We start from the raw sequence: 25,274 nt of genomic DNA on the forward strand, positions 1-25,274 counted from the left end.
TCTGGGTGTTTCTCCTCCCACAGCTTGTCGCCGGAAAAGGCCGCGTGCGCACTCACACAGACGATGCCCGTGCGTGTCTCGTGCAACCCCAGTTCCACCGCTGCGCGGCTCCAACCAAACACCGCCTCCGCCTGCCGAGGACTCCCTGCGCAATACTTCAACGCCATCGCCGCCTGAAATGCTCGCCGCTCCGCCCCCCAGCATCTTGGAAGATGCAAGTTTGATATCGTCCAGATGTCCGACATCCGCTACGGCTTGGTTCTCAGAAACACAGAGAGGAGACATCAGGTTCAGCTCATCAAAGTTACGAAAGAGCTGTAACTATCGCACACAATGGTATATTTATCTTCGGAAATCACCTAACAACAAAGGCTTTGTTGCGTAAATCAACAACAAATTGATTTTTAATCATGTTTTTATGGGTGGTATTCTTAAATACTTAATAGGTATCAATTAGTTATCCTTGATTTATGCAACAAAGTCACAACAAAGACCTAACCGCGACTTGTCTACTGAAAGGAGCACAAGATCGAACACACGATTTCAACCAAAGGCTATTAATTTACTTTAAGAAACGACTGTCATTTACTTAAACCATCATGACGATACTCTACATTACCCAAGACGGGATTACCGATCACATCGGGCGCTCCCAAGTCGCTCCTTATGTATTGGGGCTTGCCCGACTCGGCTTCAGGATTCATGTACTCAGCGCCGAAAAACCAGGACGGGAGGCGCTGATCGATGTGTATCAACGCCAGTTTGATGAAGTGGGCGTCAGGTGGACCAGGGTTCACTATCGCAATCGCCCTCAGGTATTTGGCCAAGCCTGGACCCAGGAGATTACGAGACGAACGGCATGGCGTATTGTAATGAGTGAAAACATTCGGCTGGTGCATTGCCGAAGTTTTCCCCCAGCTTTAATTGGACATCAACTCAAACGCAAATTAGGGGCGCGGTTTGTCTTCGACTTTCGCGACTTTTTATGCCGATACTGGATTAACAAAGACTCATGGAATTAAGAAGTTAGCTTATCAGCGAATGAAGCAACTTGAAGGCCCCATGATTCACAATGCCGACAAAGTGGTTTGTCTGACCCAGAAAGCCCGTGAGGTGCTTACCGGTTGGTATCTGACCAACATTGCGGAGGCGGCGCGGCGCTTTCAGGTCATCCCCTGCTGCGCAGACTTTGCGCATTTTGACCTTGAGCGCGTGTCCCCATCCGATATCGATCTGGCTCGTAAAAAAGCGGGCTTGCAACCCGATGATTGCGTTTTGTTGTACCTAGGCAGTTTAGGGCCGGATTACCTGCTTCCCCAGATGCTGGCGTTGTTCCGCCAAATGCTGGCTCTACGGTCTTCGGCGCGGTTTCTGTTCGTGTCTAACAATGGCCGGGAGTTAGTCAATGCCGAGTGTGTCGCGCAGGGTATCTCTCACGATCGCATCCGGTTTATCTCCGCTGACCGGAACGAGATACCAACCTACCTTGCGCTAGCAGATTTGTCGGTAGTGTTCATCCGCGCAGACATCTCCAAGGCAGGCTGTTCACCCACTAAATTAGCTGAATTATTCGCTTGTAACGTGCCAGTCATCGCCAACACCGGGGTCGGGGATCTAGATGCAATGATCGACCTTCAGCGGAATGGATCGGTCATTGTGCGGGACTTTCGCGAGGCAACCCTGCGCGCCGCCGTCGAACGGGTCATGGCTCAGCGCCAGGCAGGTGGGATCAACATTCGTGAGAACTGTCGCGAATTGACCCTGGAGCAAGGCGTGATGCGCTATGCAGAGGTCTATCATGAACTATTGCCTAGTGAATCAGGAATTCAGACGCTGAGTTTCATCAAATGTTGAATGTCGTGGTCTTGAATGGCGGGCGTGGCGCGACGTCACTGATTCCCGCTTTACTGAGTCGCCAGGGTTTGCATGTGACTTCAGTGGTCAATGCCTATGATGACGGCAAGTCTACTGGTGAGATTCGGCGGTTTTTCGGCATGTTGGGGCCTTCGGACATTCGCAAAGTGCAGGAATTGATGCTGCCGAACGATGATCCGGACTATCCGGCGAACCTGCATCTGTTCCGATATCGGTTCCCGATGGATGCCGGGGCTGACGAGGTGAAGGCCCAGTTACGCGCATTTGTCACGGGTGCGTGCGCTGATCTGGTGGGATCGAACCCCACCAGGGCCAAGGTTCGGTTATCGCTACAGGCGTTTCTGAGCGAGTTTCTGGCGGGTTTGAACGCTATTGAGGAGGTGCTCGGCGAGCGGTTCCGCTTTGCCGACTGCTCCATAATGAATTGCCTCTATGCAGGCACCTTCCTGGCGTTCAACCGGAATATCGAACAAGCAACGCTCTTCATCGACCGGCTGTTCAAGCTGCGCGGAACCGTGTTGCCCACCAGCATCGATAACAAGGTTCTGGTAGCCTTACGCGAAAACGGCCAGATGCTTTACAGCGAGGCCGAAGTCGTCGAATTGCGCTCGAATGTCCGCATCGAGCGCATCTACCTGCTGGACCAGCCGCTGGATCGCGAACGCTTCGAACGTCTCGGTATACAGGAGAAACGCTACTATCTGGAACGTCATCATTGTTATGTGGAAGTATCGCCGAGCGTTCGATTGGTATTACAACAGGCGGACATTATCATATATGCTGCCGGCACCCAACATTCATCGCTTTACCCGACTTATATGTCGGTTGGGTTGGCGCAATCCATTGCCGATAACCGATCCGCCTTTAAAGCGATCATCACTAATATTGGGGCGGACTACGAAACTCCCCGTTACAAAGCATCAGACTATATCCGGGGCGCGTATCGCTATTTGAACCTCGCCGATGGACGCGCCTACGCCATGGCTGAGTTGTTCGATGTGATATTAGTGAACCGCAGCCGCTTCAAGGCCGGTGAAACCTACGTGGAATATGATGAGGAAGGTTTTGTTGATGTGCCGGTGCGGCGCGTTTTGGATGTGTTCGAATCCCCCGATGCGCCCGGCCGTCATGATGGTGTCAAGCTCGTGCAGAGCATCCTGGATTTATATGAGTCTGCAAGCGCATTTCGGGCAAGCCAATGACTGATGTCGTCGATCTGCGGGCCGTGTTGCGGGGTAAGCAACTGCTGATTTTTGATTTCGATGGCACGCTGGCCGATACCTCACCGCTGCACGCCGCCGCTTTTTCGGAGACATTGCATCCCTTGGGGATAACAATACATTATCCAGACATTGCGGGCCTTAAAACCACGGATGCCATGCGCCGTTGCTTGACTATTGTGGGGCGTGAATTCACCGAGGCCGATATTGCGGCATTGACCGCCGCCAAGCAACGTCGGGTCAGGGAACTGATTGAACGATCGCTCGAACCGCTGCCCGGTGTGGATGAATTCCTGCGATGGGCGCGGCCACGCTATCGACTTGCCATATACACCTCGGGTTCGCGTGGTACGGTCAGCCTGGCGTTGAAGAAGCTGGGTTACACGGAGTGGTTTGATCCTATGGTGTTTGGAGAAGATGTTCAGCATGGGAAGCCTGATCCAGAGGGATTCTTAAAGATTCTAAACTTAACTCAAGCTAGCCCAAAGGCCGCAATGGTTTTTGAGGACTCAACCTCAGGCATTGAATCAGCTAAAGCATCTCAAATGGAAGTAATAGACATTCAAACAATCGCCTTTAGTAGTATATACAAGGTAATGCAGGGGCAAGAATATGGCCAATGAAAAAATCCTTGAGTGTCCAATCTGTGACTCTCCAAATTTCACCTCAATTTCCGGTTACGAAAAAGATTACTTAGTGAGATGTAATCAATGTTATTTTGTGTTCTCAGAACTCAAACCGACAAAAGAAGAGCTTGACAATGTTTACCAATCTTATGATTATTCGAGTAAAGAAGTTACTTGTCACACTATAAAAAAAAATCAATAAAAATTGCTGTCAAATTAATGAATATTCTCGATATAAAGAATGTTCTTGATATTGCCTGTGGTGATGGTAAGCACTTGATCGAATTTAAGAATTTAGGCTGCAATTGCTATGGCACAGAATATGATGCCTGGCTCGAAAAACTTGGCCAAGAAAAAGGAATTAATATGATTTCAGGCGGTATTTTTCCGTCAAAACCATATGAAAATATATCTTTCGATTTAGTTATATTTACGGAGATCATTGAACACATAAATAACCCACGAAAAGTTCTTATGAATATCCATTACCTACTCAATAAAGATGGAATTTTGTATATTACAACTCCTAACTTCAATAGTATCGAAAGAAAAGTACTTGGAAAGAATTGGGGCATGATTTGCTACCCGGAGCATATTTCTTATTACTCCCCGAAAACTCTCCATAAATTATTAACACAATGTGGATTTGAAAAGATATACTTGTATACTGAAAATATTAGCATATTTAGAATAGTACAATATATGCAAAGAAGAAAAGCCAAAAAAAGATACACGGCTAAGCCCCGAGTCAATCTCAGCGCAAGCTCAAAATTTATTTAGCGGAAATGTACTAGGAAATGGGCTCAAAGCGCTCATTAATAAGTTTCTCAACATAACAGGAGCCGGAGTCTCAATTGTCGCTATATATAGAAAAATTGCTATATCATAGAAAATTGAGGGAAAATTTTGACCGAAATATAGAGGCTAACTTGAAAATCATTGCCGTGGTGGTGACCCACAATCGCTGTGAATTACTCAATCGTTGCTTGGATCATTTGGTGGTACAGATCCGCCTGCCTGACGCGCTCTTGGTCGTGAATAACGCCAGCACAGACGGCACTATGGAAATGTTGGAGCGTCGTGATATTTCATTTATTACGCAGGAAAATGTTGGCTCAGCCGGTGGCTGGCATCGCGGCATTCAGTACGCTCTTGAAAATGGCTTCGATGCCATCTGGTTGATGGATGACGATGGTTACCCAGATTCATCCGCATTAGAAAAAACTTGAGGCAGCGCTTGTTCCGGGGGGTTGTGTGCGCTTCATCCGTCGTGCTGCGTGAAGATCAGCCGACCCACTTTGTCTTTCCGTTTCCGGTACTCAATATTTCTGGCGTACCCGTGATTCTCGGTTGGCCACGTAAGATTAGAACAATCTCTGAATTACGCATCTTTGTGCCTGATGGTGTCTATCCTTTTGCGCATTTCTTCAATGGAGCTTTGCTATCTGTTGCAGCGGCGCGCGCAATAGGTAATGTGGACCGCAACTTCTTCATTTTCGGTGAGGAAGTAGATTACTTTTTCCGTTTGCGACAAATAGGAAAAGTTATTTCAGTACTGGATGCCGTGCATTTCCACCCTGACGTCAGCCAACGCCCCTATTCGCCAGTCAAGGTCTATTATTACGTCAAGAACACCCTAATACTGAACGCACGGTATTTCAATGCAGTTGGGTTGCGCCACGTATTAGCGGTCTTGGCTGTATTGGTGCGAACCGGTAGCCGCAATGGCCCAGGAACCGCTCTATCCTACGTGCTAGGCAGCAACTCGTCCCTCTTGTATTCAGCGATTGCGCGCGGCCTACGGGGGGCAGATAGGGAAGGATTTTGATGGGTAGACTTCGCGCCTTGGTCGCAGCGGCTGGACGCGGGAGCCGGGCGGGACTACCGTACCCCAAAACCCTGTTTCCGATTCAGGGCAAGCCGATCCTGATCAGGATCGTAGAATTACTAACCTGCTACGATAATTGCCCCACCATTGTAGTGAGTCCGGAAGGTGAGGCGCCGATCCGTGAATGCCTGGAGAAAGCGGGATTGGCATTTCACCTGGTACTGCAACCCAAACCGCAAGGCATGGGTGATGCCGTGTTGCGCTTTCAAGAATCGCCAGCATTCAAGTCAACCGATCATGGGTTATTGATCTGGGGAGACATTCCCTTCCTTCAGCCGGCCACTATAGGGGCTGCCGTAAAGGCTCACTTTGAGCACGATAACGACTTCACCTTTGTGACGAGCGTTGTGGATTCCGCCTACACCGTGGTCACGCGGGACATATCGGGTGGTGTGATCGAAGTCGTCGAGACACGCGAGCACGGTATCGCCGTTCCCCAAGCAGGCGAACGCGATATCGGTCTTTTCGTGTTCAGAAACGATGTAACTCTGAATGCACTTCAAGAGGAGCTACCCGGCAAATACGGCAGGATCACGAGCGAACATGGCTTTCTTTACATCATCGGTTCTCTGGCAAAACGAGGTTTGCGGGTGGAAGCCTTACCAATCGCCACCGAACTTGATCTGGTTTCTATGAACACCCTCAAGGATGTGGAGGCGCATTTATGAATCCAAACCTGTATCCTCGACGGGGAATGCGCGGCTGATGTGCGGCATCGCCGGTTTTCTGAGGCCACAAGCGGGCGCTGAACTCGAACAGGTCGCGCGCCGCATGGCCGATACCTTGATCCACCGCGGTCCCAATGATAGCGGGGTCTGGACGGATTCGGAGATGGGGATCGCGCTAGGCCATCGGCGGTTGTCGATACTGGATTTATCCCCCGCCGGGCATCAGCCCATGCTCTCGGACTGTGGACGCTATGGGATCGCCTTCAATGGCGAAATCTACAATCATCAGGAACTGCGGCGAGATCTGGACCAGTTGTTTTCACCCCCAGCCCTCACCCCCAACCCCTCTCCCGTCAGCGGGAGAGGAGAGTATCCGTGGCGCGGCCACTCCGATACCGAAACCCTGCTGGCCGGATTTACCCACTGGGGCGTAGAGGAAACCCTGCGCCGGACCATCGGCATGTTCGCCATCGCCCTGTGGGATCGGCGCGACTGCACGCTGACGCTGGCCCGCGACCGCCTGGGCGAGAAGCCGCTCTACTACGGCTGGCAGGGCGATGCTTTCCTGTTCGGCTCCGAATTGAAGGCGCTGAAGGCGCACCCGGCTTTTCGGGCCAACATCGACCGGGGTGTATTGGCCTTGTTCCTGCGCTATAACTATGTGCCCGCGCCTTATTCGATTTACGAAGAGATTTACAAGCTGCCGGCGGGGACGTATTTGCAGGTGACGACAAAGGAAACCCTCACCCCCGACCCCTCTCCCGCTAGCGGGAGAGGGGAGCCTACGACCTACTGGTCGCTGGCCGAAGTCGCCGAACACGGCATGGCGAACCCATTTGCTGGCTCGGAGGAGGAGGCGCTGAAGGTTCTGGAACAACACTTAGGCGCGGCGGTGCGCGGGCAGATGGTGGCGGATGTGCCGCTGGGCGCGCTGCTTTCCGGCGGACTGGATTCGACGACGATCACGGCGCTGATGCAGGCCAATAGCTCTCGGCCAGTGCGCACGTTCACCATCGGCTTTGATGAGCACGAATACGACGAAGCGACGCATGCGTGTGCGGTGGCTGCGCATCTGGGCACGGATCACACCGAGTTGCGCCTGAGCGGCGATGACGCGCTGGCGCTGGTGCCGCAGATGCCAGCAATGTACGACGAACCTTTTGCCGATGCATCGCAACTGCCAACGCACCTGGTGATGAAGCTGGCACGCCAGTATGTCACCGTGGCGCTGTCCGGTGATGCCGGGGACGAGCTGTTTGGCGGCTACAACCGATATGTTCATGTACCCAAAGTGTGGCAGCGCATGGGCTGGTTGCCGGGAGCAATGCGAAGCGCGCTAGGTGCGGGACTCACCGCCCTGCCGAGTGACACGATCAACCGGCTGGCGGGGCCGCTGGCCAGGCGGCTGGGCATCGCCCAGCCCGGCGACAAGGCGCACAAGTTGGGGAAGCGCCTGCACGAGCTGCGCAGCATGGATGATCTATATGTGTCGCTGGTGTCCGAATGGCCCCAGGTCGGGAGCATGGTGGTAGGCGGGGACATACCACCCAATCTGCTGGATGAGCGGTCGCGCTGGCCCCGGCTGGCCGACCCAGTGGTGAGGATGATGGCGCTGGACGGGTTGACCTATCTGCCCGACGACATCCTGGTGAAAGTGGACCGCGCCGCGATGGCAGTGTCGCTGGAAACCCGCGCGCCATTCCTGGATCGACAGGTCGTTGAATTTGCTTGGTCGTTGCCGATGTGCCTGAAGATCCGCAAGGGGCAGGGCAAGTGGTTGCTACGCCGACTGCTGGACCGATACGTGCCACGCACGCTGGTGGAACGACCCAAGATGGGCTTCGGCATTCCGCTGGATGCCTGGCTGCGCGGGCCGTTATGGGATTGGGCGGAGAGTTTGCTGGCCGAGGATCGGCTGCGGAAAGAGGGCTATCTCGACCCCGCGCCAATTCGTGCAGCATGGATGGCACATTTGGCGGGGCAGGCGTCGTATGGCTATCGGCTGTGGTCGGTATTGATGTTTCAGGCATGGTTGGAGGCGAATTAGTGAGATGTGGCCTTACTGGCTGATGTTTTTGGTGCCGGCAGGGGCATCGTTTTTTCCGGGTGCGCAGCACTCGTTGCGGTGATGTGGTTGGGCTGGGGGGGTCACCGGATTGGTGCTGGACCCTGCTCATTGGTTATCGCTATGAAGTGGGCGGGGACTGGGGTAGCTACCTACGCCATCTGGACGAAATCAATACCTTGAGCTTTTGGGAAGCGGTTGAACGTTTTGACCCCGCGCATGGCGCTATGAATTGGCTGTCGAATAACATGGGATGGGGGGTGTATGGCACCGACCTGGCTTACGGGGCAGTTTTCTCGCTGGGGCTTATTGCCTTTTGCCGCAACCAGCCCCGCCCGCTGCTGGCGCTGGCGGTTGCAATGCCTTACCTGGTGGTAGTGGTCGCCATGGGCTATTCGCGCCAGGGGGTGGCGATCGGCCTGGGTTTGTTTGCGCTGCTGGCGCTGGCCGAGGGCAATAAGGTCAAGTTCGTGATCTTTGTGGCGATTGCCGCCCTGTTCCACAAGACTGCGGTAGTGCTGATCCCGATTGCGATGCTGGCCACTACTGAGCGCAAAGTCTGGACGGCTGTTTGGGTGGGGGTTACGGCGGTGCTGATGTATTACCTGTACCTGAAGGAGTCCACCGAGACGCTGATCAAAAACTATCTTGAGGCCGAGTATGCGTCGGAAGGGGGGGTGATCCGGATCGTCATGAATGCTGTGCCCGCCGTGCTATTTTTAGCCTACCGCAACCGCTTTCGTCTCGACCGTGCGGAACAGACTCTGTGGACCTGGATGGCCTTGATCGTGCTGGCCTTTGTCCCGATTCTGGTGATTTCGCCCTCGTCGACTGCGGTGGACCGGGTGGCGCTGTATTTCATTCCGATTCAGATCTACGTGTTTCCGCGCTTGCCCAATGTGATCTGGCGCGGCAAACACCGCCTGGAGGTTCAAGGGCTGGTAGTGCTCTATTACGGATCGGTGCTGTTGGTCTGGCTCAACTTTGCAACTCATGCGCAATACTGGCTGCCCTATCGTTTTTATCCGCTGGAAGCCTGGTTCTAAAGATTATCCCGTTCGCCAATCTCACCATGCTCTATCTCGACAAGATCCTCGCCCAACTGGCCTATCCCCTGGGATTTTCGCCTCGACTGCCCGGATGCGACCGCCGCCGCCTGGCCGGCATGGCTGAACGCAGTGGCGAGACCATGACACCTACCCTACGCTGCTTCGTACTTATTTATGGCGTATTGCTCATGGTGACCAGTGTCAGCGCCCAGATCGCCGGTACACCCGGGGCGGACGACCTGAATATTACCATTGCCGGTAACACCCAGGCGGTCATTGTCGTCTCGCCGGCGGCGGGGCTGCCAGAGACCAAGAGTAAAGAGGGCACCCTCGTGCGGGGGCAGAACACCAAAGGAACTCGCAACGCCGAGTGGCTGGCCGCTACCGATCTGGCCAAGTATATCGGCCTGATGACCGGAGCGACCCCGCAACTGGTCTATCGGCGCGAGGATATCGATGCGGCGCTTGCAGGCAATGCTCCAGTTTTCCTGGTGGGTGAAGAGGCCCTGACCACCAAGCCGGATTGGGCGCGGCGGATACGCGCCGCAGCCAAGCCGAATCCTATCCTGGCCGCCGATGCGATCGGGCTGTTGCGTGAAGGTAACCGGGTATACCTGGCCGGTACCAATGATGACTCTCATTACTTCGCGGTTGCCGAGTTGCTTTGGCGTTGGGGTTGCCGTTGGTACGTTCCCACCGACTTCGGCGAGTCCATTCCTGAATATGAAACGCTGGCGGTAGGCCAGCTCGATTATACTTACGGTTCGCCATTCGAGATTCGCGGATACTGGATTTCCTGGCTCGGTGATAATTCAGGACTACCCGAATTCAAAAGACGGAACATGATGGTTTCCGGTGATCGGGGCTTCCCGCCTGCTGGCCATGCCCTCGGGGCCTATACGAAGGATCTGCCGGGCGCTCTGAGTCCCTTCAATTTTCCTATCACCGCGCCAGAGACGGCAGCTCATGTGGCGCGGAAGCTTGAACCCGCCTTCGCCAAAGGCCAGAGTCGCTCGATCAGCATTGAAGATGGCAATTACGACTCGGTTTACCCCAGCGACAGGGAGTTAATGAAGCTCCAATGGGATAAATATATGATGCGATGGGCGGTGACCGACCCAATGCTCGATCTGTATAACAATATCGCCCGTATTCTGCAGGATAAATATCCGACGAGCAGCGCCAAACTGGGTTTTCTGGCCTATGCCAACATGACCCTCCCGCCGGTGCGCCCGATGACGGCGGAACGGACGCTGTTCGGCATGTTGGCGCCGATCGATATTGACCCCAACCATGGCATGGACGACCCGGACTCGCCGTCCCGCCAGGAATACCGGGACATGCTCTATCAGTGGGCCAAGATCATGGAAGGGCGTCTGGCCATTTACGATTACGATCAAGGCATGCTGGTGTGGCGCGATATCCCCAACCCGTCGCACCAAGTCTTTCGCAAGGACGTGAGGCACTATCGCGACGCTGGTATCCTCGGTATTAACACCGAGAGCCGCAATGCGATCGGCACGACTTTTCTCAATCTGTTCTTCCGGGGGCGCTTGATGTGGAATCCCGATGAGGATATCGATGCGCTGCTCAAGGAGTTTTATCCCAGGTTTTACGGCCCAGCGGCAAAACCGATGGAGAGCTACTGGAGTACGATCTATAAGGCTTGGGACGATACCATCGTGACCGAGCATGAGCATTTTGTTATTTCGGCCATCTATACGCCCACGGTGATCGAAAACTGTCGCATGAACCTGGAGGAGGCCGAGCGTCTGGTGGAACCGCTCGCCCGCAAGGAGAATCGCAGCCGCAACGAACAACTGATCCTGAACCGCCTGCGATTTACGCGCATGAGTTTCGAGATCATGGATGGATACCTGAGAATGATTCGGCTGGCGGCCTCGCAGGGCAATTATGCGGAAGCAACCAGCGTTGGTGTGAATACGCTGGTGGTCCGCGAGGACCTGACCACTATGAACGGTATCTTCACCACCTATCGCCGCATGGGGGGAGAAGGGGCCGACGTGGTGGCCGGGCGAGGTGCGGCAGTATGCCCGGCTGGACAGCTTAACGAATGGCACTAAGGGCCGACTGATCGTCCGGTTGCCGGTGGAATGGGCTTTCCATCGCGATAAGCAGCGCCTGGGTGTCGACAGGCAGTATGCCTCTCAGGCTGTGGATCTGACCTTTTTCAATGCCAACAAGGACCGCTATACGCTCAGAAGCCTGAAGGACTATCCCGATCAATGGGAAATGCTGCGCACCGATCTCTATGCCCAGGCGCAAGGAGTCCGTGACTCTGACCGGCAGAGCTACACCGGCGACATGTGGTATCGCACCGATATGGAGCTGACGGTCGATCAGGTGCAGGGCAAGACCCACCTGATGTTTCCGGGCCTTTTCAACGAGAGTTGGCTCTATATCAACGGCGAGGAAGTGGCCAAGTGCGAGCGGAAAAAACTTTGGTGGTTGAACGACTACGCTTTCGAATGGGACGTGGATCTGATGGGGAAACTGAAAACAGGGAAGAACAGTATCGCTTTGCGGCTGAATTGTGAGCATCATTTTTGCGGCCTGTTCCGCCGACCGTTCATTTATGAGGAGACCTATCGCAGGTCATGGGACTGAGTGGCCAAAGGCCAAAGGCCAAAGGCCAGCTAACCCTGCTGAACCAGCTTGTAGCCATCAGGAAATATCAGATGGACTGTCCCTGCTGGATCGTGATGATGATTGTTGCATTACTACCGTCCGTGCTGGACGATAAACCTGCGGGAACGTTCGATTGGCAGGGGGCGACAGTGCTGGGACCGGGGGTTCGGTATGCGAGGGTCAGTTGGGGTACCAACCAAATTGATGTCGTGCGGATTGACGCGCAAACCAACGGGTTGCGTTTCTACACCACCGAACGTTGCCCCGGCTACGTGGCGGGCTTATACGAGACTCAAACCCGTAAGACCACCGAGTTCGTTGCCGACTCCCAAAACACCGGGCATAAAGTACTGGTCGCCATCAATGCCAACGAATTTACCCCGGTTGAAGTCGGCAGGGTAAACCTGCAGGGATACGCAGCCTGGGAAGGCACCAGTATTTCCGCGGACGGCGGACCGGCTTTTATGGTCGGTAAAGACGGCGCCCCGCGCATTGCCAGACTAGCTGCCGGCGCTGATCCCAGCCCGATGCAAGTTGCGGTCAGCGGCCAACAGGATGTCCTCAAAAAGGGTATCCTCGCCAAGGGCATCAAACCTAATCGGCGAACCGGCATCGGGATATCGCAAGACGGCCGCTATACCTATTTCATCACCTTGAGCCATGCGGGTATTGCTGAGGTGGCCGAATGGCTGCGACACTTTGAAGCTTTTGATGGCATCCTCATGGATGGCGGGAGGTCGACCGGAATGGCGCGATGGGATGGAATATCCAGCCTGGCGGTCTCGGGATCGCTCCAGCGCGCCGTGGGCAACAGCATTGGCGTTTACTACAACACCCATCCAGCCGAACTGGCGCATGACCCGGTCACCCTGGACTCCACCTGCGCCCAGGGCCAGGATGCCGCTGGGCAGCGTTTCGAAGTATGGAACGCTGGTGGGAGCACGCTGAGCTACTCGATCACCGCCGATGCTGGCTGGCTGTCGATTCATCCCGCCAGCGGTAACAGCATCGAAGAGCGCGACACAGTCCAGGTTGTCTACCACACCGCTGCCCTGGATGCGGGTACCTACCACGCTACGATCACTCTGACGGCACCCGAAGCGGCCCGTTCGCCGCAAATGCTTCCGGTGACGTTGTCGGTAAGCCGGTAACATCGCTTCTCCCTTCCCTTGGATCGCCATCTTTATAGAGGTTTGGTTGTGAAGGTCGTGTTGTTCGCCAATACTGAATGGTATCTGTACAATTTCCGCCGCTCGCTGGCTATGGCCCTGCGCGAGGGCGGCCATGAGGTGCTGCTGATCTCGCCGCCAGGTCCCTATGGCGAAAAATTGTGTGCCCTGGGCTTGCGTTGGCTGCCTGCGCCCATGGCGCGGCGCAGCCTCCACCCGCTGCGCGAGTTGGTCCTGCTGGGGTGGCTGTACCGGCTGATCCGCCAGGAGCGGGTCGATCTGGTGCATAGCTTTACCATCAAATGCGCGGTATACGGCTCGCTGGCCGCCCGCCTGGCACGCATCCCCGGCCGCATCAACGCCGTGACCGGTATGGGCTACGTGTTCACCAGCAACGAACTCACGGCGCGCCTGTTACGCCCCCTGGTGCGCGCCCTGCTGCGGCTGGCGCTGGGGGGGCGTGGCGCGCGGCTGATCCTGCAAAATCCCGACGATGTAGCATTCTTTCAGCGGGCGAGGCTGGTGGATGTCGCGGCCGTGCGGCAGATTCCCGGCTCCGGCGTGGATTGCGCTCGTTTTATCCCCGGCGGCGGGCGGATCATCGACGAGCCCCTGCGCGTCCTGCTGGCCGCTCGGCTGCTGTGGGACAAGGGCTTGGCCGAATATGTGGCCGCTGCCCGCATCCTGCGCGGACAAGGCCGATCCATCCGTTTCCTGCTGGCCGGCAACCCCGATCCCGGCAACCCGGCCTCCGTCCCGGAGGCGACGGTGCGGGCCTGGGTGGACGAGGGTCTGGTGGAATGGCTTGGCCATGTGGACGACATGCCGGCCTTGCTGGCAACCGTGGACGTAGTGGCGCTGCCCAGCTACCGCGAAGGCCTGCCCAAAACCCTGATCGAAGCCGCCGCCTGTGGCTTGCCTCTGATTACCACCGACGCCCCCGGGTGCCGCGCGGTAGTCACGCCCGATGTCGATGGCTTGCGGGTCCCGGTGGGCGATGCCGGGGCGCTGGCGCAGGCCATCGCGTGCCTGCACGACGATCCCGTCCTGGCCGCCCGCCTCGGCGCCGCGGCTCGCGCCAAGGCCCTGGCGCAGTTCGATGAACGCTTCGTGATCGAGCGAACGCTAGCGGTCTATCGCGAACTACTGGGATCAACCGTCCACAACCGGCGGTAGCTTTCGGTGCTCGGCAACAATCATTCGTCAGCGGTCGCGCCGAAACAATTTGCCGAAGCTTTGTACCCCCCACGCGCCATAGTACCAGGGCAATTTCCACCAATCCTCAAAGCCATACTGATCCTGTAGTAAATCGGGGGGTGGAAACAAGCGTTGGCCAAGCCAGCGCAGGCGCAGGGCGGTGGAAGGCAGGGCGCGGAACGTTTGCCATTCATAGCGCCATCGTGGGCGGAACTGGCGGGGATCGAAACCTTCCCGGTCAGTTCCGGCCCGCAACCGGCTCAGAACCGCGTCCGACAGGTTCGTTCCAAACCATGTCCGCGCACTATCCAGGCCATCGAGGCATGGGCCGCACAGCGTTCGTTCTTCCGCCAGCGCCATGAACTGTTGCCATGGTTCGTCGGTAAGGCACTGGGCCAACAGGTGAATGTCGTACAGCCAGATCAACCGGTCAGCCATGCCCCCTCCCAGGCTGACGAACCGATGTACGCAAGCCAACAGCAGCGCATGCACCAGGCTTAGACCGTGCGCTTGCGGTCCTAGCGCCGGGATAGGTACGGCTGACGCTGCCAGCTCAGCGAAGGTAAAACGCTCGGCGAATAGTGCGGCATTGCTCCACCGCCAATGCAAATCCAGGGCATGAGCCAGTCCGCCATGACCGGTTTTGTGGCAGCAAAGTTCGTAACTGATCAAATCGCCGGACATCGCCCCTACTCGCTGGTAGCCGAGAGTCTGGAGCACGCACCAGGCATACTCGGCTTCCTCCCGGGACGGGAACAGCAAATCCGTGTCGCAGCGATTGCGAAGATGAGGCTCGGGATATAGCATGCAGGCCAGCGCCTCACCCTTGAGCAGCAGCACTGGCAGGCTCTGTCGCGCCAGCGCGTCGAGCACATCCCGCAGATCCATCTCACGCGCCATCTCCACGGCGATGTCTTGGTAGGCGTACCGGGTCAGCGCCACGCGCAGCGTCACCGGATACTGTGCCCAGGCGGGGGATTGGCGCAAACGGTTATGGCACAGGGCCAGAACTCCCTCGGTCCGAGCGGTATCCAGCAATATGGATTCGGCGAGTGCTGGGGCAATGGGGACTTCGCCCCGCAGCAACGTCGCCAGCCAGACTCGTGCGGAATCGGGGGATGGAGACACGATTGGCATGGTGTTACCAGCGTTTTGAAGGTGAGGGCGAGCCTTCAAGAGATTGTGGCGCACATAATGACGCGATGCGTAACTTGATTGGTCAATTCTTAAATCGTTACGGATATTGTCATAACTTGACCGGTAATGCCATGATCGACTTGCACTGTCATCTGCTTCCTGGAATCGACGATGGGGCGCCGGATTTAGAAACCGCGCTGGCCATGGCCCGCATCGCCGTTGCCGATGGCATCGAAGTCATCGCCTGCACCCCGCATATCTATCCTGGCTTGTACGAGAACAACGGTCCAGCCATTCGCCAAGCAGTGATTGAACTCCAGCGCCGGTTGGTCGAAGCCGACATTCCGCTGCGGCTCACCTACGGCGCCGATACTCATCTTGCCTGGGATTTGGTGGGTGGCTTACGTTCCGGTCGAGTGCCATCACTACACGGTGGGCGCTATTTTCTGCTGGAGCCGCCGCATCATGTGGCGCCACCGCGCTTGGAGGAGACTGTATTTGATTTGTTGACCGCCGGCTATGTGCCAGTGATCACCCACCCCGAGCGCTTGGGCTGGATTGAGGACCATTACAGGACCTTCGTGGAACTGGTACGCAAGGGTGCCTGGCTGCAAGTGACCGCTGGCAGCCTGACCGGTCGATTTGGTTCCACGGCGCAATATTGGGGCGAGCGACTCCTGGATGAAGGTTGGGTTCACATTCTGGCCACCGATTCCCACAGTGCAAAACGGCGGCCACCGTTACTAGCGGAGGGGCAGTGCGCGGCGGAGCGTTGGGTGGGCAAGGAAGAGGCGGTGCATCTGGTGGGGACGCGACCTAAAGGTATACTGGACAACATCGAGCCGGATCGAATGCCAAAGCTGCTCGATTCAGTTTCGAGCGTATCATGGACGCAATCGCTCAAGGTGATGCTAGGTAGATGGATGGATCAATGCCGAACAGTTTCAAATCGGCAATAACTCATCAACTCATCGGAGGTGCGCGGGCGTGTGGGTAAAGAGAGTGCTTGCGGGCATAACGGTGCTCGGGGTGGTTTTGCTCGGCATTATCGGGTGCGCCAGCCCGCCGCCGGCCACCGATCCAGTCACCACATCGGTATCCGCGCCCGCCGCATTGCCGGGAGTGGTTACGAGCGCTCCCGCAACTGCAGTGACCACGGTCGAGGCCCCGAACGACTACCTGATCGGCCCGCAGGATTTGCTGAAAATTGAGGTGTTCGGCGTCGAGGATCTGAACCGTTCGGTTCGGGTCAATTCCCGAGGTCAGATCGCCTTGCCGCTGGTCGGTTTGGTACAGGCAGGAGGCCTGACCGGTGAGCAACTGGCGGCTGATATCGCCGCCCGGTTGGCCAAGGATTATCTGCAAAATCCCCAGGTCACCATTTTTATCGAGGAATTTACCAGCCAGCGGACTGCGGTGGTGGGTGCGGTCAAGACTCCGGGTGTGTATCCGCTCAAAGGGCGAACCACTCTAATGCAGGTAGTAGCCAGCGCCGGCGGTACGACCAGCGTGGCTTCCGGCACGGCCATGGTGTTGCGCCCCGGACCGGACGGTACGCGCAAAATGCTGCAATACGACTTGGTGGCGATCCGCGATGGCGAGGCGCCGGACCCTGACGTGCTTGGCGAGGATGTCGTCCATGTCGAAACGTCGGGTGTCAAGGAAACCGCCAAGCAAATCATGGAGTTTATCCTGCCATTCGGTTTATTTGCACGCTGAATATAACTCCGTAACTTGATCCGTTCATCGATGAATATTCCCGAATTGCCTCAATCCCCCGACTCCAACTCGCCATCGCCCGGCCGGATCTTGGCGGAGCGTCAAAACGGCGTTCCCATGCTGGCTCGGCCGCGTGAGCAACCGCTGTTTGAGGAAGAGTCGGAAGAGGACGCTCTCGACCTCCGCGAGTTGTGGCAGGTCATCCTGAAGCGGCGTTGGACCATCCTCATCTTTACCTTGATCGTGGTGACCGCCGTGGTGACCGCCACCTACCTGAAGACGCCGATCTATCGCGCTGTCCTGACTTTGCAGATCGATCGCGAGGACATCAAGATCCTGCAGGTGGGGGAAGTATCGCCGGGTGAGACGGGAGGGTGGAATAACCAGGATTATTACCAAACCCAGTATGAACTGCTGAAGAGCCGTAGTTTGGCGCAGCGTGTTATCAATCAGTTGGGGCTGGCCGATCTTCCGCCACCACCGCCCTCGTCGCTAGCTCAGCTCAAGCAATGGTTGGCTGCTTGGCTGCCGAAAACCGACGACGCGAAACCGGAACCACCCTCGGAAAATGGGCGAATCGAAGGGCTTATCAGCGGGTTCCTGGGTGGTTTGACAGTCGAGCCGGTGCGCAACTCGCGGTTGATCAAACTGTACTACGATAGTCCCTATCCCAAGCAGGCGGCCACTATCCTCAATACGCTGGCCAAGAGTTATATCAGCCTGAATCTGGAGCGGCGTTTCGACGCGACCACTTATGCACGGAACTTTCTGCAAGAGCGGTTGCAACAGGTCAAGGTCAAGCTGGAGGAGTCCGAACGCGGGCTGGTCGAGTTTTCCCGCCAGGAACAGATCTTCACCATCGGCGACAAGGGAAGCATCGTTGGCCAGAACCTGGAGGCTACCAACGCCGCTCTGGGCGAAGCGGAAAAGCGACGGATCGCCACCGAAGCGGTGTATCGGCAAATGCTGGGCACTCGTCAAGGGCTGAGTCAGGTGCTGGACAGCAAGATCATTCAGGATCTCAAGCAGAGCAAGGCCAAGTTGGAGGCCCAATACCAGGACAACCTCAGTATCTACAAGCCGGCTTATCCGACCATGGTGCAACTGCGCAACCAGATCAGCCAGGTCGACAGCATGATCGGCCAGGAGATCGGCAACATCCGGGCGGCGATCGCCGCCAGCTACGAGGCGGCCAAGGCCGAGGAAGCGTTGCTGCGCGCCAACCTCGACCGGCTCAAGCAGGAGGTGCTGACGCAACAGGATCGCAGCATCCAGTTCAACATCCTGCGCCGCGAGGTGGATACCAACCGCCAACTCTATGACGGTCTGCTACAGCGCTTCAAGGAAGTCGGGGTGGCGGCCGGCGTCGGCACCAACAATATCTCGATCGTGGACGAAGCCAAGGCGCCGAGTTTCCCCTACAAGCCCAACCTGCGCCTGAACGCCACGCTAGCGCTGGTGCTGGGCCTACTGGGTGGGATCGGCTTGGCCTTCCTATTCGAGCATCTCGACGACACTTTCCGCAAACCCGAGGATCTGGAGAAGCTGCTGGGTTTGCCGGTGCTGGGCATGATTCCGATGCTCAAGCAAGCGCGTGGCGACGAGCGTGCCATCGCCCTGATCGGCCACGACGACCCGCGTTCGGCCTTCGCCGAGGCCTACCGCTCAGTGCGTACCGCGCTGCAATTTTCCACCGCCAGCGGTGTGCCCCGGCTGCTGGCCGTGACCAGCGCCATGGTCAGCGAGGGTAAAAGCACCACGGCGATCAGTCTGGCCATCCAGTTCGCCCAGGCTGGCAAGCGGACACTACTGGTCGAGGCCGACCTGCGCAAGCCTTCGCTGCACAAGGCATTGCAGCTCGATAACCAAACCGGGTTGACCAACTATCTGGCCGGTGGAGAGGTACATCCGGCGAACATCACCCGGCCCACGCACATCTCCAATTTGTTCGCCATCCCGTCCGGGCCACTGCCGCCCAATCCCGCCGATCTATTATCGTCCGGCCGGATGGTGGAGTTGCTGACGCTGGCCGCCGAGAAATTCGACCAGGTCGTGCTGGACAGTCCGCCGTTGCTGGGATTGGCCGACGGGCTGATCGTCGGCAACCTTTGCGAAGGCATCTTGTTGGCCGTGGAAATGGGCAGTACGCCGCGCGGTTGCGTGCAGGGTGCTTTCAAACGGCTGCGCGGGGCACGGGTGCATGTGTTGGGCACCATCCTGACCAAGCTGGAGGCCCGGCCCGGTGCCTACGGGTATTACCGTAGTTATTACTACTACTACCATACCGATTACTACGGCGAGACCACGCCCGATACCAAAAAGCTGCTGGTCGAGGGGATGAAGGCCGAAGCGTGAGGTGTACGGCGTGACCGATCCCGGTCTCGATATCTTCGAGCTAGCGCTGGCTTGCTACCGTACCCCCTTAACATATCAAAACCGAATGAGCCTTGCCGCGCCGTTGCCGCAGGACATGAACCGGTTGCTGTGGCTGGCCAACGGTTCGCCGGAGACGTTGGGGGACGCCGTCCGTCAGACTGGAGCCAAGGCCGACGAACTGCGGGACGCCGCCCGGTTTCTGGTCCAGCAACTTTGCTTCGCTCGTGGTGCCAGCCATTACCGGGTGCTGGGGCTTGAGCCCGACGCGACGGTTGAACAAATCAAGGAACATCACCGGTTACTGATGCGGTTGTTTCACCCGGACCGTGCCGGCAGTGGCGAGAGCTGGACCGATCACTTTGCCAGCCGGGTCAACGAGGCATGGACTGTGCTATCGCGCTCGCAGCCCCGCGCGGTTTACGATGCCGGCAGGTCACCATCGTCGTCACAGGTTGTCGTCCCGGTCGCCGTCGGCTCAACCGTTTCCTTCCCCACAAGGCCGGTTCACGCTCCACGTCCGCGCAAATCTATTTTTCTCCGCGTCCGAAACCTCGCGCCGCGCCGTTGGATACCCGCTTTGGTATTGGGTGGGTTCGCTTTGGCGGCGATGCTGGTCGTCTGGGGCGTTTATGAAGCCAGACCGCGCGTTGTCGTGCTTGCTCGTCCCACACCCGAAACTGCACTTGATCCTGAGGCGGTGTCCGCCGACTCGGAGGATCGCAGCGCCATCACGGCGCTGTTGGTGGCGCCGGACTGGCAGGCGCTGGGGCAGCGCGAGCGCCAAGCCCATCGACGGGCCAACGAAAGCCGCGCTGCCCAGGAGAGGCTGGAACAGGCTCACCGGGAGCGGCTGGCCACCGATGTGGCATTGCTGGAGCAGATTCGCGCGGAGCGTACCCGGCTGGAAGAACAGTTGCGCGCCGAGCAGTTGCGCGCCGAACGGACCTGGAGCGAGCGACTGGCGACCGAGCAGGCAAAGCTGGAGCAATTGAAGGCCGAACAGCTTCAAGCGGAGCGAGCGCGGGACGAACGACTCGTAGTCGAACAGGTAAAACTGAAGCAGTTGAAGGCCGAACAGGCTAAAGCGGAGCAGATGGCCGAAGCCTTGCGGGTCGAGCGGGAACAGCTTGAGCGAAACCGGTCGCATCGGGCGGGTGCGGCGCCGGCACGGCAGGCGCGACCCGATCCGCCAACGGACCAGCCGACGGAGCCAGCGAGAGAATCACGGCGGGTCGATGCCGCTCCTGCCGAGATTTTGGTCATCGAAGAACTGGACGGATTGATCGAGCGCTACACAAACGCTTACCGGCACGGCGACCTAGATGGTTTGATGGCGCTGTTCGCGACCGACGCCCGCGGCAAGAATGGAAGCAGTCGCGATGGCATCCGCCGGGATTACGGTACGCTGTTCGACGCGCATTGGGTTCGGCGGATGCTGTTGCGCGATCTGCGCTGGACGCGTGGCGACGGCTCCGCCAGCGCCGTCGGCCGTTATGAGGTATGGTTGCGGCGGCGCGACAACGGCGGTTCGATCCAGTTGGCGGGCACAATCCGCTTTGAAGTGCGCAAACGGGACAGGCGGTTATCTATCGTGGCCATCGACTACGATTGGCCGAGACATTGATTCGAGCGGAAACCTCAGAACCCAAAAATATGGCGGTAACGAACAACAAGCTAATCGGGGCAGTGGGTTTGGCCGTGCTGAGTGTGGTGCTGGCTTGGCGGATACTAGTGACCGGTCTGGCCGAGTACTACGTTGCCCGAGATACGCCAGAGGCCGATGCTGGCGCGTTGCGCTGGCGTAGCGGTCAATCGGTGGCACTGTACCGGCAGGGTTTGGCGCTGGCCGGACGCGATCCGGCCGCCGCCATGCGGCTGTACCAGGCAGCGGCCTGGGCTAATCCCACCGACGCGCTGGTCTATCTGGCGCTGGCCGAATTGCAAGCGGGACTCGGCCAGTCGTCGGTTGCGATCGCATTGGCGGAAATAGCCGATGCGTTGGGGCCGATGCGTACGCCGGTGCTGGCCCGTTCGGCGGCATTCTGGCTGGCCCAGGGCCGACCGGATCGGGCGCTGGCGCGTTGGGACATGTTACTGCGGAACCGGCTGGGAACCGCCGGTCAGTTGTATCCGCTGTTGCTACGCTGGGTCGAAAACGCCGAGGCTCGACCGTTGTTGCGATCGTTGTTGGCCGATCCGCCACAATGGTGGGACCAATTCTTCGCCTATGTCGCGGCCAAGGCGGTGCATTTGGAGGCAGTGGCCTTTCTGTATCGAAATCGCGAGCGGAGTGGAAAACCACCCGGAGCTGCTGAACAGCAGGCTTATCTGGAGCGGTTATGGCGGGAAGGGCATTGGTTGGAGACCTATCTGGCCTGGTTGAGCGGGCTGGACGAGCGCCAGCAACAGGGTTTGGGTAACATATACAACGGTGGCTTCGAGTTGCCGGTCACCGGGTTGGGTTTCGACTGGCGTATCTCGGCGCCGCGTGGGGTATCGGTCGAAATCGCCGAGACTTACGGCACCCGTGGCGGCAAAGCCCTGCATGTGGTCTTCGATGGTCAGCGGGTACATTTCCGGCATGTCCGGCAACCGCTGTATCTGGAGCCGGGCCACTACCGTTTGCAGGGACGAGTGCGCCCGGATGGCTTGCGGGCGGAACGAGGCCTACGTTGGACGGTGCGCTGTGGCGAGTCGGGCGACCAGTTACTGGCGGAAAGCCCATCTTTCACCGGTTCCGACGACTGGCAACCTTTCGCCCAGGAGTTCACGGTGCCAGCGGCGGATTGTCCGGTGCAATGGCTGCGATTGGAACTGGAGGGTCGGGCGGAACTGGATTTCGAGGCCCAAGGCGGGATCTGGTTCGACGATCTGGCGATCGGCCGGCAAGATTAGCGGTAATTTTCCATCTTGGTCCGCCGCCGGTTTTTCGATCTGGCGAGCCTAAATATTACTCTATCGTTTGTTATATACTTGAATAGCGATTGTACCGACTGTCAGGCGAGTGTGGTGGCGGTGAGAAGCGGGAGGTTTGACGAATCATGAAAATACAGGTGATGACCGCAAGTCTGGTGCTGGCCTTGGCGGGATACGCTGCGGAAGCCGGTGCATTAGAGCCATCGGCCGTGCTACGGCAGATGCAGGGACGAGTATTCGTCGGCCAAACCACGACGATGGAGCTGGCTCGGGATGACCTGCCCTTGTATGCCGGCAACCGGGTGGTGGCGGTCGCTGGTGGCCAAGCGGAAGTGGTGTATTCGGATGGCTGCGCGGTGGCGGTGCCCGAGAACAGCCTGCTGGTTGTCGAAGGACCACGGCAGTGTCGCCAGGGCCGCGTCCGCGTCCGTACCATCGACGGTTTTCAGGACACTCGTATCGGCCAAGCGGGTCCGTTACCGGCCACGGCTGGTTCCACCCCGACTAATTCTCCACCGCCTGGGGCTGGTGCCAACGAATGGGCGGCGCGGTTGGAGCAGCCGAAGGGTAGCGCCTTTGTGGAAGAACGCGGTATCCGAGCATCCGCCCAGCAGAATATGGGTGTCCAGGCCGATACGCAGTTGATCACCGAGAAGGACAGCGAGGTTACAGTGGTTTTCAAGGGCTGCGAGGTGGAAGTGGGACCCGGCGAGCGTGTTAAGGTCGAAGAATTGAGAACCCGATGCAAGGGAGGCGTTTTGGATGGCTCTAAAACCGGTAAGGATCTGGTCGTGGGGTTAAAGCAACCGAAGGGAGATGTGTTTGTCGGCGCGGGAGAGGGTCGGACGCAGGTGCGTTCGAAAAGGTCTGCTTTTGGCGACGATCTGATCGTCACCGAAGCGGGCAGCCGGGTCACTGTCGTGTTTGACGGCTGCCGGACGCGGGTGGGGGAGGATGAGAAGGTACTGGTCGAGGATCTGTCGAGCCTTTGCGTGGCGGGTTTATGGGCGGGGACGGGCACTGCCGGAGCGGGGACAGGGGGGACGGCTGCCGCCGGTGCTGCTGCCGGTGCCGGGGTTGCCGCTGCGGGCGCCATCAATGGAGGAGTCATCGTCGCTGGATTGGGCGCGGCAATGGTCGTCACGGCTATCGTGCATGACAACAATCGAGACACAGGATCCGCTAGCCCTCAGTAATTGTCCCAGGGCTGTCGTGTTGGGAAGCAAGTATGCTGAAAGGAAACCGCTGTGAACCGCGCCGCTGAAAGCGGCGCGGTTCTGTTTTATGGTCTAGCCGCCCTACTGGTATTCGCGCCGCTGTATTGGGGTGGCAACCGGCCATTGCCGCTTCTAGTCATGGAGTTGGCGGCGTTGGCGCTGTTGGTTGGGCTGGCTTGGGGGAGGGCGAGACCAGCTCAACCTTCGGCGCTGTCCTGGCCAATGCAGGGTTTTCTCATCGCGCTCTTTTTGTTGCCACTCGTGCAGTTGCTGCCGGTGCCGCTGGCGCTTTGGGCCGATTTGCCTGGACGGGAGTTCTATGCCGGAGCGCTGCGTCTGACTGGCGCGGATGGGGCTGATTTCGATTGGAGTGTGATTTCGCTGGTACCATCCTCGACCGAGGCAACTTGGCTGGCGGTGTTGCCGCCGCTGGCGGTGTTCATGGTGGCGAGTTGTTTATCGAGCCAACGATTGCTGGCGCTGATGCAAGTGTTTTTGGGAATCGCCGTGGGCCAGGCCCTGCTGGGCTTGATTCAATATGGCGATGGAGCAGACAGCGTATTCCGGTTTGGCAACACACTGATGGGTGGCAGCGCCTCGGGTACTTACATCAATCGTAACCACTTAGCTGGCCTGCTGGAAATGGCGTTGCCGGTTACTCTGGCGCTGTTGGCGGCCACAGTCGGCCACGGTGTGCCCTGGTATGGCGGTCACGGCCGGCGCAAGCGGACCTTACGCCAATGGTTGGCGCGTTTTAGCGTGAACCGAATTAACCAAGCGACGCTATACGGCGCGGCGGCATTGGCGATCCTGTTGGGGTTGGTGTTTACCCGCTCCCGCGCTGGGGTCAGTCTGGCGATGTTGGGCATCCTGTTGTGCACCGCGCTGTTTTCGACCCGGTTGGGTGGGCGTAACATCTATGGGCTGATGGGGAGCTTTACGGCGATTGGGGTTGGGCTTGCCGGGCTGATCGGGCTGGCACCGGTGTGGAGCCGCTTTGCCTATTCGGACCCGATCGAGGACGGACGCTGGCGGATCTTCGACGCCACCCTCCAGGCAGTCGGCGAATTCTTTCCGCTGGGCAGTGGCGGCGGTACTTTCGAGGATGTGCTACGACGGTTTCACCCGGCGGATTATCTGGGGGGTGACCATCAACCGCGCCCACAACGATTATCTGGAATGGTTGCTGGAGTTCGGGTTGGCGGCGGGGGGTGCTGATTGCGGTTTGGTTGGTATTTTACCTACGCCAATGGACGCGGGTGTGGAAGCACGGCGAATGGGCGCTGCTACGTTTTGTGCAGGCCGGGGCAGGGATCGCCTTACTATTGATGATGTTGCATACATTGGTGGATTTCAATCTGCGGATACCGGCCAATGTTGTGTTTACGGCTTTATTGGCAGCGGTGTTTTTCCATCGCCCGGTCGAGGAGGAACGGCACTCCACCCGTCGACGGGGGAAGGGGGGTAGGCGGGCGGGTGATGGGGGAGGCCAGTCGATCGTGG

At 57.9% G+C, this 25,274-nt stretch carries 22 protein-coding genes and 2 pseudogenes; 22 read left to right on the forward strand and 2 right to left on the reverse strand.

Annotated features, from left to right (window positions below; translation table 11 throughout):
- A pseudogene (locus E4P82_RS21515) lies at nt 1–218 on the reverse strand (hypothetical protein); the annotation flags it as partial.
- A gap of 381 nt (nt 219–599) precedes the next feature.
- On the opposite strand from E4P82_RS21515, the gene E4P82_RS16430 reads away from it, so the two are divergent.
- The 14 genes from E4P82_RS16430 to E4P82_RS16495 all read left to right on the forward strand — a co-directional run bounded on the left by E4P82_RS16430 (nt 600) and on the right by E4P82_RS16495 (nt 14,385).
- On the forward strand, nt 600–1,022 hold the full coding sequence (locus E4P82_RS16430; RefSeq protein WP_169249899.1) for a glycosyltransferase: 423 nt from the start codon (nt 600–602) through the stop codon (nt 1,020–1,022).
- On the forward strand, nt 961–1,854 hold the full coding sequence (locus E4P82_RS16435) for a glycosyltransferase (RefSeq protein WP_169249900.1): 894 nt from the start codon (nt 961–963) through the stop codon (nt 1,852–1,854). Before E4P82_RS16430 ends, E4P82_RS16435 begins: the two co-directional genes overlap by 62 nt.
- A complete protein-coding gene (locus tag E4P82_RS16440; RefSeq protein WP_169249901.1) occupies nt 1,848–3,077 on the forward strand; it encodes a 2-phospho-L-lactate transferase CofD family protein in 1,230 nt (409 codons plus the stop codon). The genes E4P82_RS16435 and E4P82_RS16440 overlap by 7 nt, the downstream gene beginning before the upstream one ends.
- The gene (locus E4P82_RS16445) at nt 3,074–3,718 is read left to right on the forward strand and encodes an HAD family hydrolase (RefSeq protein WP_169249902.1); all 645 of its coding nucleotides are present in this window, start codon (nt 3,074–3,076) and stop codon (nt 3,716–3,718) included. The genes E4P82_RS16440 and E4P82_RS16445 overlap by 4 nt, the downstream gene beginning before the upstream one ends.
- A gap of 177 nt (nt 3,719–3,895) precedes the next feature.
- Nucleotides 3,896–4,501, forward strand: coding sequence for a class I SAM-dependent methyltransferase (locus E4P82_RS16450; protein ID WP_169249903.1), 606 nt, complete (start codon nt 3,896–3,898; stop codon nt 4,499–4,501).
- A 149-nt stretch (nt 4,502–4,650) separates the two neighbouring features.
- Nucleotides 4,651–4,950 carry a glycosyltransferase gene (locus E4P82_RS16455; RefSeq protein WP_169249904.1) on the forward strand — a complete coding sequence of 100 codons (300 nt, stop codon included), beginning with the start codon at nt 4,651–4,653 and terminating at the stop codon, nt 4,948–4,950.
- Between the two features lie 41 nt (nt 4,951–4,991).
- Nucleotides 4,992–5,549 carry a glycosyltransferase family protein gene (locus E4P82_RS16460; protein WP_169249905.1) on the forward strand — a complete coding sequence of 186 codons (558 nt, stop codon included), beginning with the start codon at nt 4,992–4,994 and terminating at the stop codon, nt 5,547–5,549.
- A complete protein-coding gene (locus tag E4P82_RS16465; RefSeq protein ID WP_169249906.1) occupies nt 5,549–6,277 on the forward strand; it encodes an NTP transferase domain-containing protein in 729 nt (242 codons plus the stop codon). Before E4P82_RS16460 ends, E4P82_RS16465 begins: the two co-directional genes overlap by 1 nt.
- Nucleotides 6,278–6,314: 37 nt before the next feature.
- Entirely contained in the window at nt 6,315–8,324 is a 2,010-nt protein-coding gene (asnB, locus tag E4P82_RS16470) for an asparagine synthase (glutamine-hydrolyzing) (RefSeq protein ID WP_169249907.1), read from the forward strand.
- 59 nt (nt 8,325–8,383) lie between these two features.
- Nucleotides 8,384–9,388 carry an EpsG family protein gene (locus E4P82_RS16475; RefSeq protein ID WP_169249908.1) on the forward strand — a complete coding sequence of 335 codons (1,005 nt, stop codon included), beginning with the start codon at nt 8,384–8,386 and terminating at the stop codon, nt 9,386–9,388.
- A 26-nt stretch (nt 9,389–9,414) separates the two neighbouring features.
- On the forward strand, nt 9,415–11,475 hold the full coding sequence (locus E4P82_RS16480; protein WP_169249909.1) for a DUF4838 domain-containing protein: 2,061 nt from the start codon (nt 9,415–9,417) through the stop codon (nt 11,473–11,475).
- Nucleotides 11,432–12,019: a sugar-binding domain-containing protein gene (locus tag E4P82_RS16485; RefSeq protein WP_169249910.1), complete on the forward strand. Its 588-nt coding sequence runs from the start codon at nt 11,432–11,434 to the stop codon at nt 12,017–12,019. Before E4P82_RS16480 ends, E4P82_RS16485 begins: the two co-directional genes overlap by 44 nt.
- A 71-nt stretch (nt 12,020–12,090) precedes the next feature.
- Nucleotides 12,091–13,191: a phosphodiester glycosidase family protein gene (locus E4P82_RS16490; protein ID WP_211203181.1), complete on the forward strand. Its 1,101-nt coding sequence runs from the start codon at nt 12,091–12,093 to the stop codon at nt 13,189–13,191.
- 48 nt (nt 13,192–13,239) lie between these two features.
- Nucleotides 13,240–14,385 carry a glycosyltransferase family 4 protein gene (locus E4P82_RS16495; RefSeq protein ID WP_169249912.1) on the forward strand — a complete coding sequence of 382 codons (1,146 nt, stop codon included), beginning with the start codon at nt 13,240–13,242 and terminating at the stop codon, nt 14,383–14,385.
- A gap of 27 nt (nt 14,386–14,412) precedes the next feature.
- On the opposite strand, the gene E4P82_RS16500 is transcribed toward E4P82_RS16495, so the two are convergent.
- On the reverse strand, nt 14,413–15,543 hold the full coding sequence (locus E4P82_RS16500; RefSeq protein ID WP_169249913.1) for a nucleotidyltransferase family protein: 1,131 nt from the start codon (nt 15,541–15,543) through the stop codon (nt 14,413–14,415).
- Between the two features lie 131 nt (nt 15,544–15,674).
- Between E4P82_RS16500 and E4P82_RS16505 the strand changes: the two genes are divergently transcribed.
- The 8 genes and pseudogenes from E4P82_RS16505 to E4P82_RS21520 all read left to right on the forward strand — a co-directional run.
- Nucleotides 15,675–16,502 (forward strand): tyrosine-protein phosphatase, encoded by an 828-nt coding sequence (locus tag E4P82_RS16505; RefSeq protein ID WP_246327647.1) that lies wholly within the window; start codon nt 15,675–15,677, stop codon nt 16,500–16,502.
- 28 nt (nt 16,503–16,530) lie between these two features.
- Nucleotides 16,531–17,262, forward strand: coding sequence for a polysaccharide biosynthesis/export family protein (locus tag E4P82_RS16510; RefSeq protein WP_169249914.1), 732 nt, complete (start codon nt 16,531–16,533; stop codon nt 17,260–17,262).
- Between the two features lie 30 nt (nt 17,263–17,292).
- Nucleotides 17,293–19,617 carry a GumC family protein gene (locus tag E4P82_RS16515; protein ID WP_169249915.1) on the forward strand — a complete coding sequence of 775 codons (2,325 nt, stop codon included), beginning with the start codon at nt 17,293–17,295 and terminating at the stop codon, nt 19,615–19,617.
- 10 nt (nt 19,618–19,627) lie between these two features.
- A complete protein-coding gene (locus E4P82_RS16520) occupies nt 19,628–21,262 on the forward strand; it encodes a DnaJ domain-containing protein (protein ID WP_211203183.1) in 1,635 nt (544 codons plus the stop codon).
- 29 nt (nt 21,263–21,291) lie between these two features.
- Nucleotides 21,292–22,533 carry a tetratricopeptide repeat protein gene (locus E4P82_RS16525; protein ID WP_169249916.1) on the forward strand — a complete coding sequence of 414 codons (1,242 nt, stop codon included), beginning with the start codon at nt 21,292–21,294 and terminating at the stop codon, nt 22,531–22,533.
- A gap of 146 nt (nt 22,534–22,679) precedes the next feature.
- A complete protein-coding gene (locus E4P82_RS16530; protein ID WP_169249898.1) occupies nt 22,680–23,750 on the forward strand; it encodes a FecR family protein in 1,071 nt (356 codons plus the stop codon).
- A 51-nt stretch (nt 23,751–23,801) separates the two neighbouring features.
- A complete protein-coding gene (locus E4P82_RS16535; protein WP_169249917.1) occupies nt 23,802–24,989 on the forward strand; it encodes an O-antigen ligase family protein in 1,188 nt (395 codons plus the stop codon).
- Nucleotides 24,983–25,274: pseudogene (locus tag E4P82_RS21520) on the forward strand (hypothetical protein); the annotation flags it as partial. The gene E4P82_RS16535 and the pseudogene E4P82_RS21520, both read left to right, overlap by 7 nt.

It is taken from the genome of Candidatus Competibacter phosphatis, assembly GCF_012939995.1.
Classification (GTDB): Bacteria; Pseudomonadota; Gammaproteobacteria; order Competibacterales; family Competibacteraceae; genus Competibacter; species Competibacter phosphatis.

What these genes read in the sequence shown, in the direction of transcription:
- E4P82_RS16530 (WP_169249898.1), top strand. Translation starts at nt 22,680, where the DNA reads ATGAAAATACAGGTGATGACCGCAAGTCTGGTGCTGGCCTTGGCGGGA.
- E4P82_RS16445 (WP_169249902.1), top strand. Translation starts at nt 3,074, where the DNA reads ATGACTGATGTCGTCGATCTGCGGGCCGTGTTGCGGGGTAAGCAACTG.
- E4P82_RS16465 (WP_169249906.1), top strand. Translation starts at nt 5,549, where the DNA reads ATGGGTAGACTTCGCGCCTTGGTCGCAGCGGCTGGACGCGGGAGCCGG.
- E4P82_RS16490 (WP_211203181.1), top strand. Translation starts at nt 12,091, where the DNA reads ATGGACTGTCCCTGCTGGATCGTGATGATGATTGTTGCATTACTACCG.
- E4P82_RS16500 (WP_169249913.1), bottom strand. Translation starts at nt 15,543, where the DNA reads ATGCCAATCGTGTCTCCATCCCCCGATTCCGCACGAGTCTGGCTGGCG.
- asnB (WP_169249907.1), top strand. Translation starts at nt 6,315, where the DNA reads ATGTGCGGCATCGCCGGTTTTCTGAGGCCACAAGCGGGCGCTGAACTC.
- E4P82_RS16505 (WP_246327647.1), top strand. Translation starts at nt 15,675, where the DNA reads ATGATCGACTTGCACTGTCATCTGCTTCCTGGAATCGACGATGGGGCG.
- E4P82_RS16525 (WP_169249916.1), top strand. Translation starts at nt 21,292, where the DNA reads ATGGCGGTAACGAACAACAAGCTAATCGGGGCAGTGGGTTTGGCCGTG.
- E4P82_RS16515 (WP_169249915.1), top strand. Translation starts at nt 17,293, where the DNA reads ATGAATATTCCCGAATTGCCTCAATCCCCCGACTCCAACTCGCCATCG.
- E4P82_RS16440 (WP_169249901.1), top strand. Translation starts at nt 1,848, where the DNA reads ATGTTGAATGTCGTGGTCTTGAATGGCGGGCGTGGCGCGACGTCACTG.
- E4P82_RS16430 (WP_169249899.1), top strand. Translation starts at nt 600, where the DNA reads ATGACGATACTCTACATTACCCAAGACGGGATTACCGATCACATCGGG.
- E4P82_RS16480 (WP_169249909.1), top strand. Translation starts at nt 9,415, where the DNA reads ATGCTCTATCTCGACAAGATCCTCGCCCAACTGGCCTATCCCCTGGGA.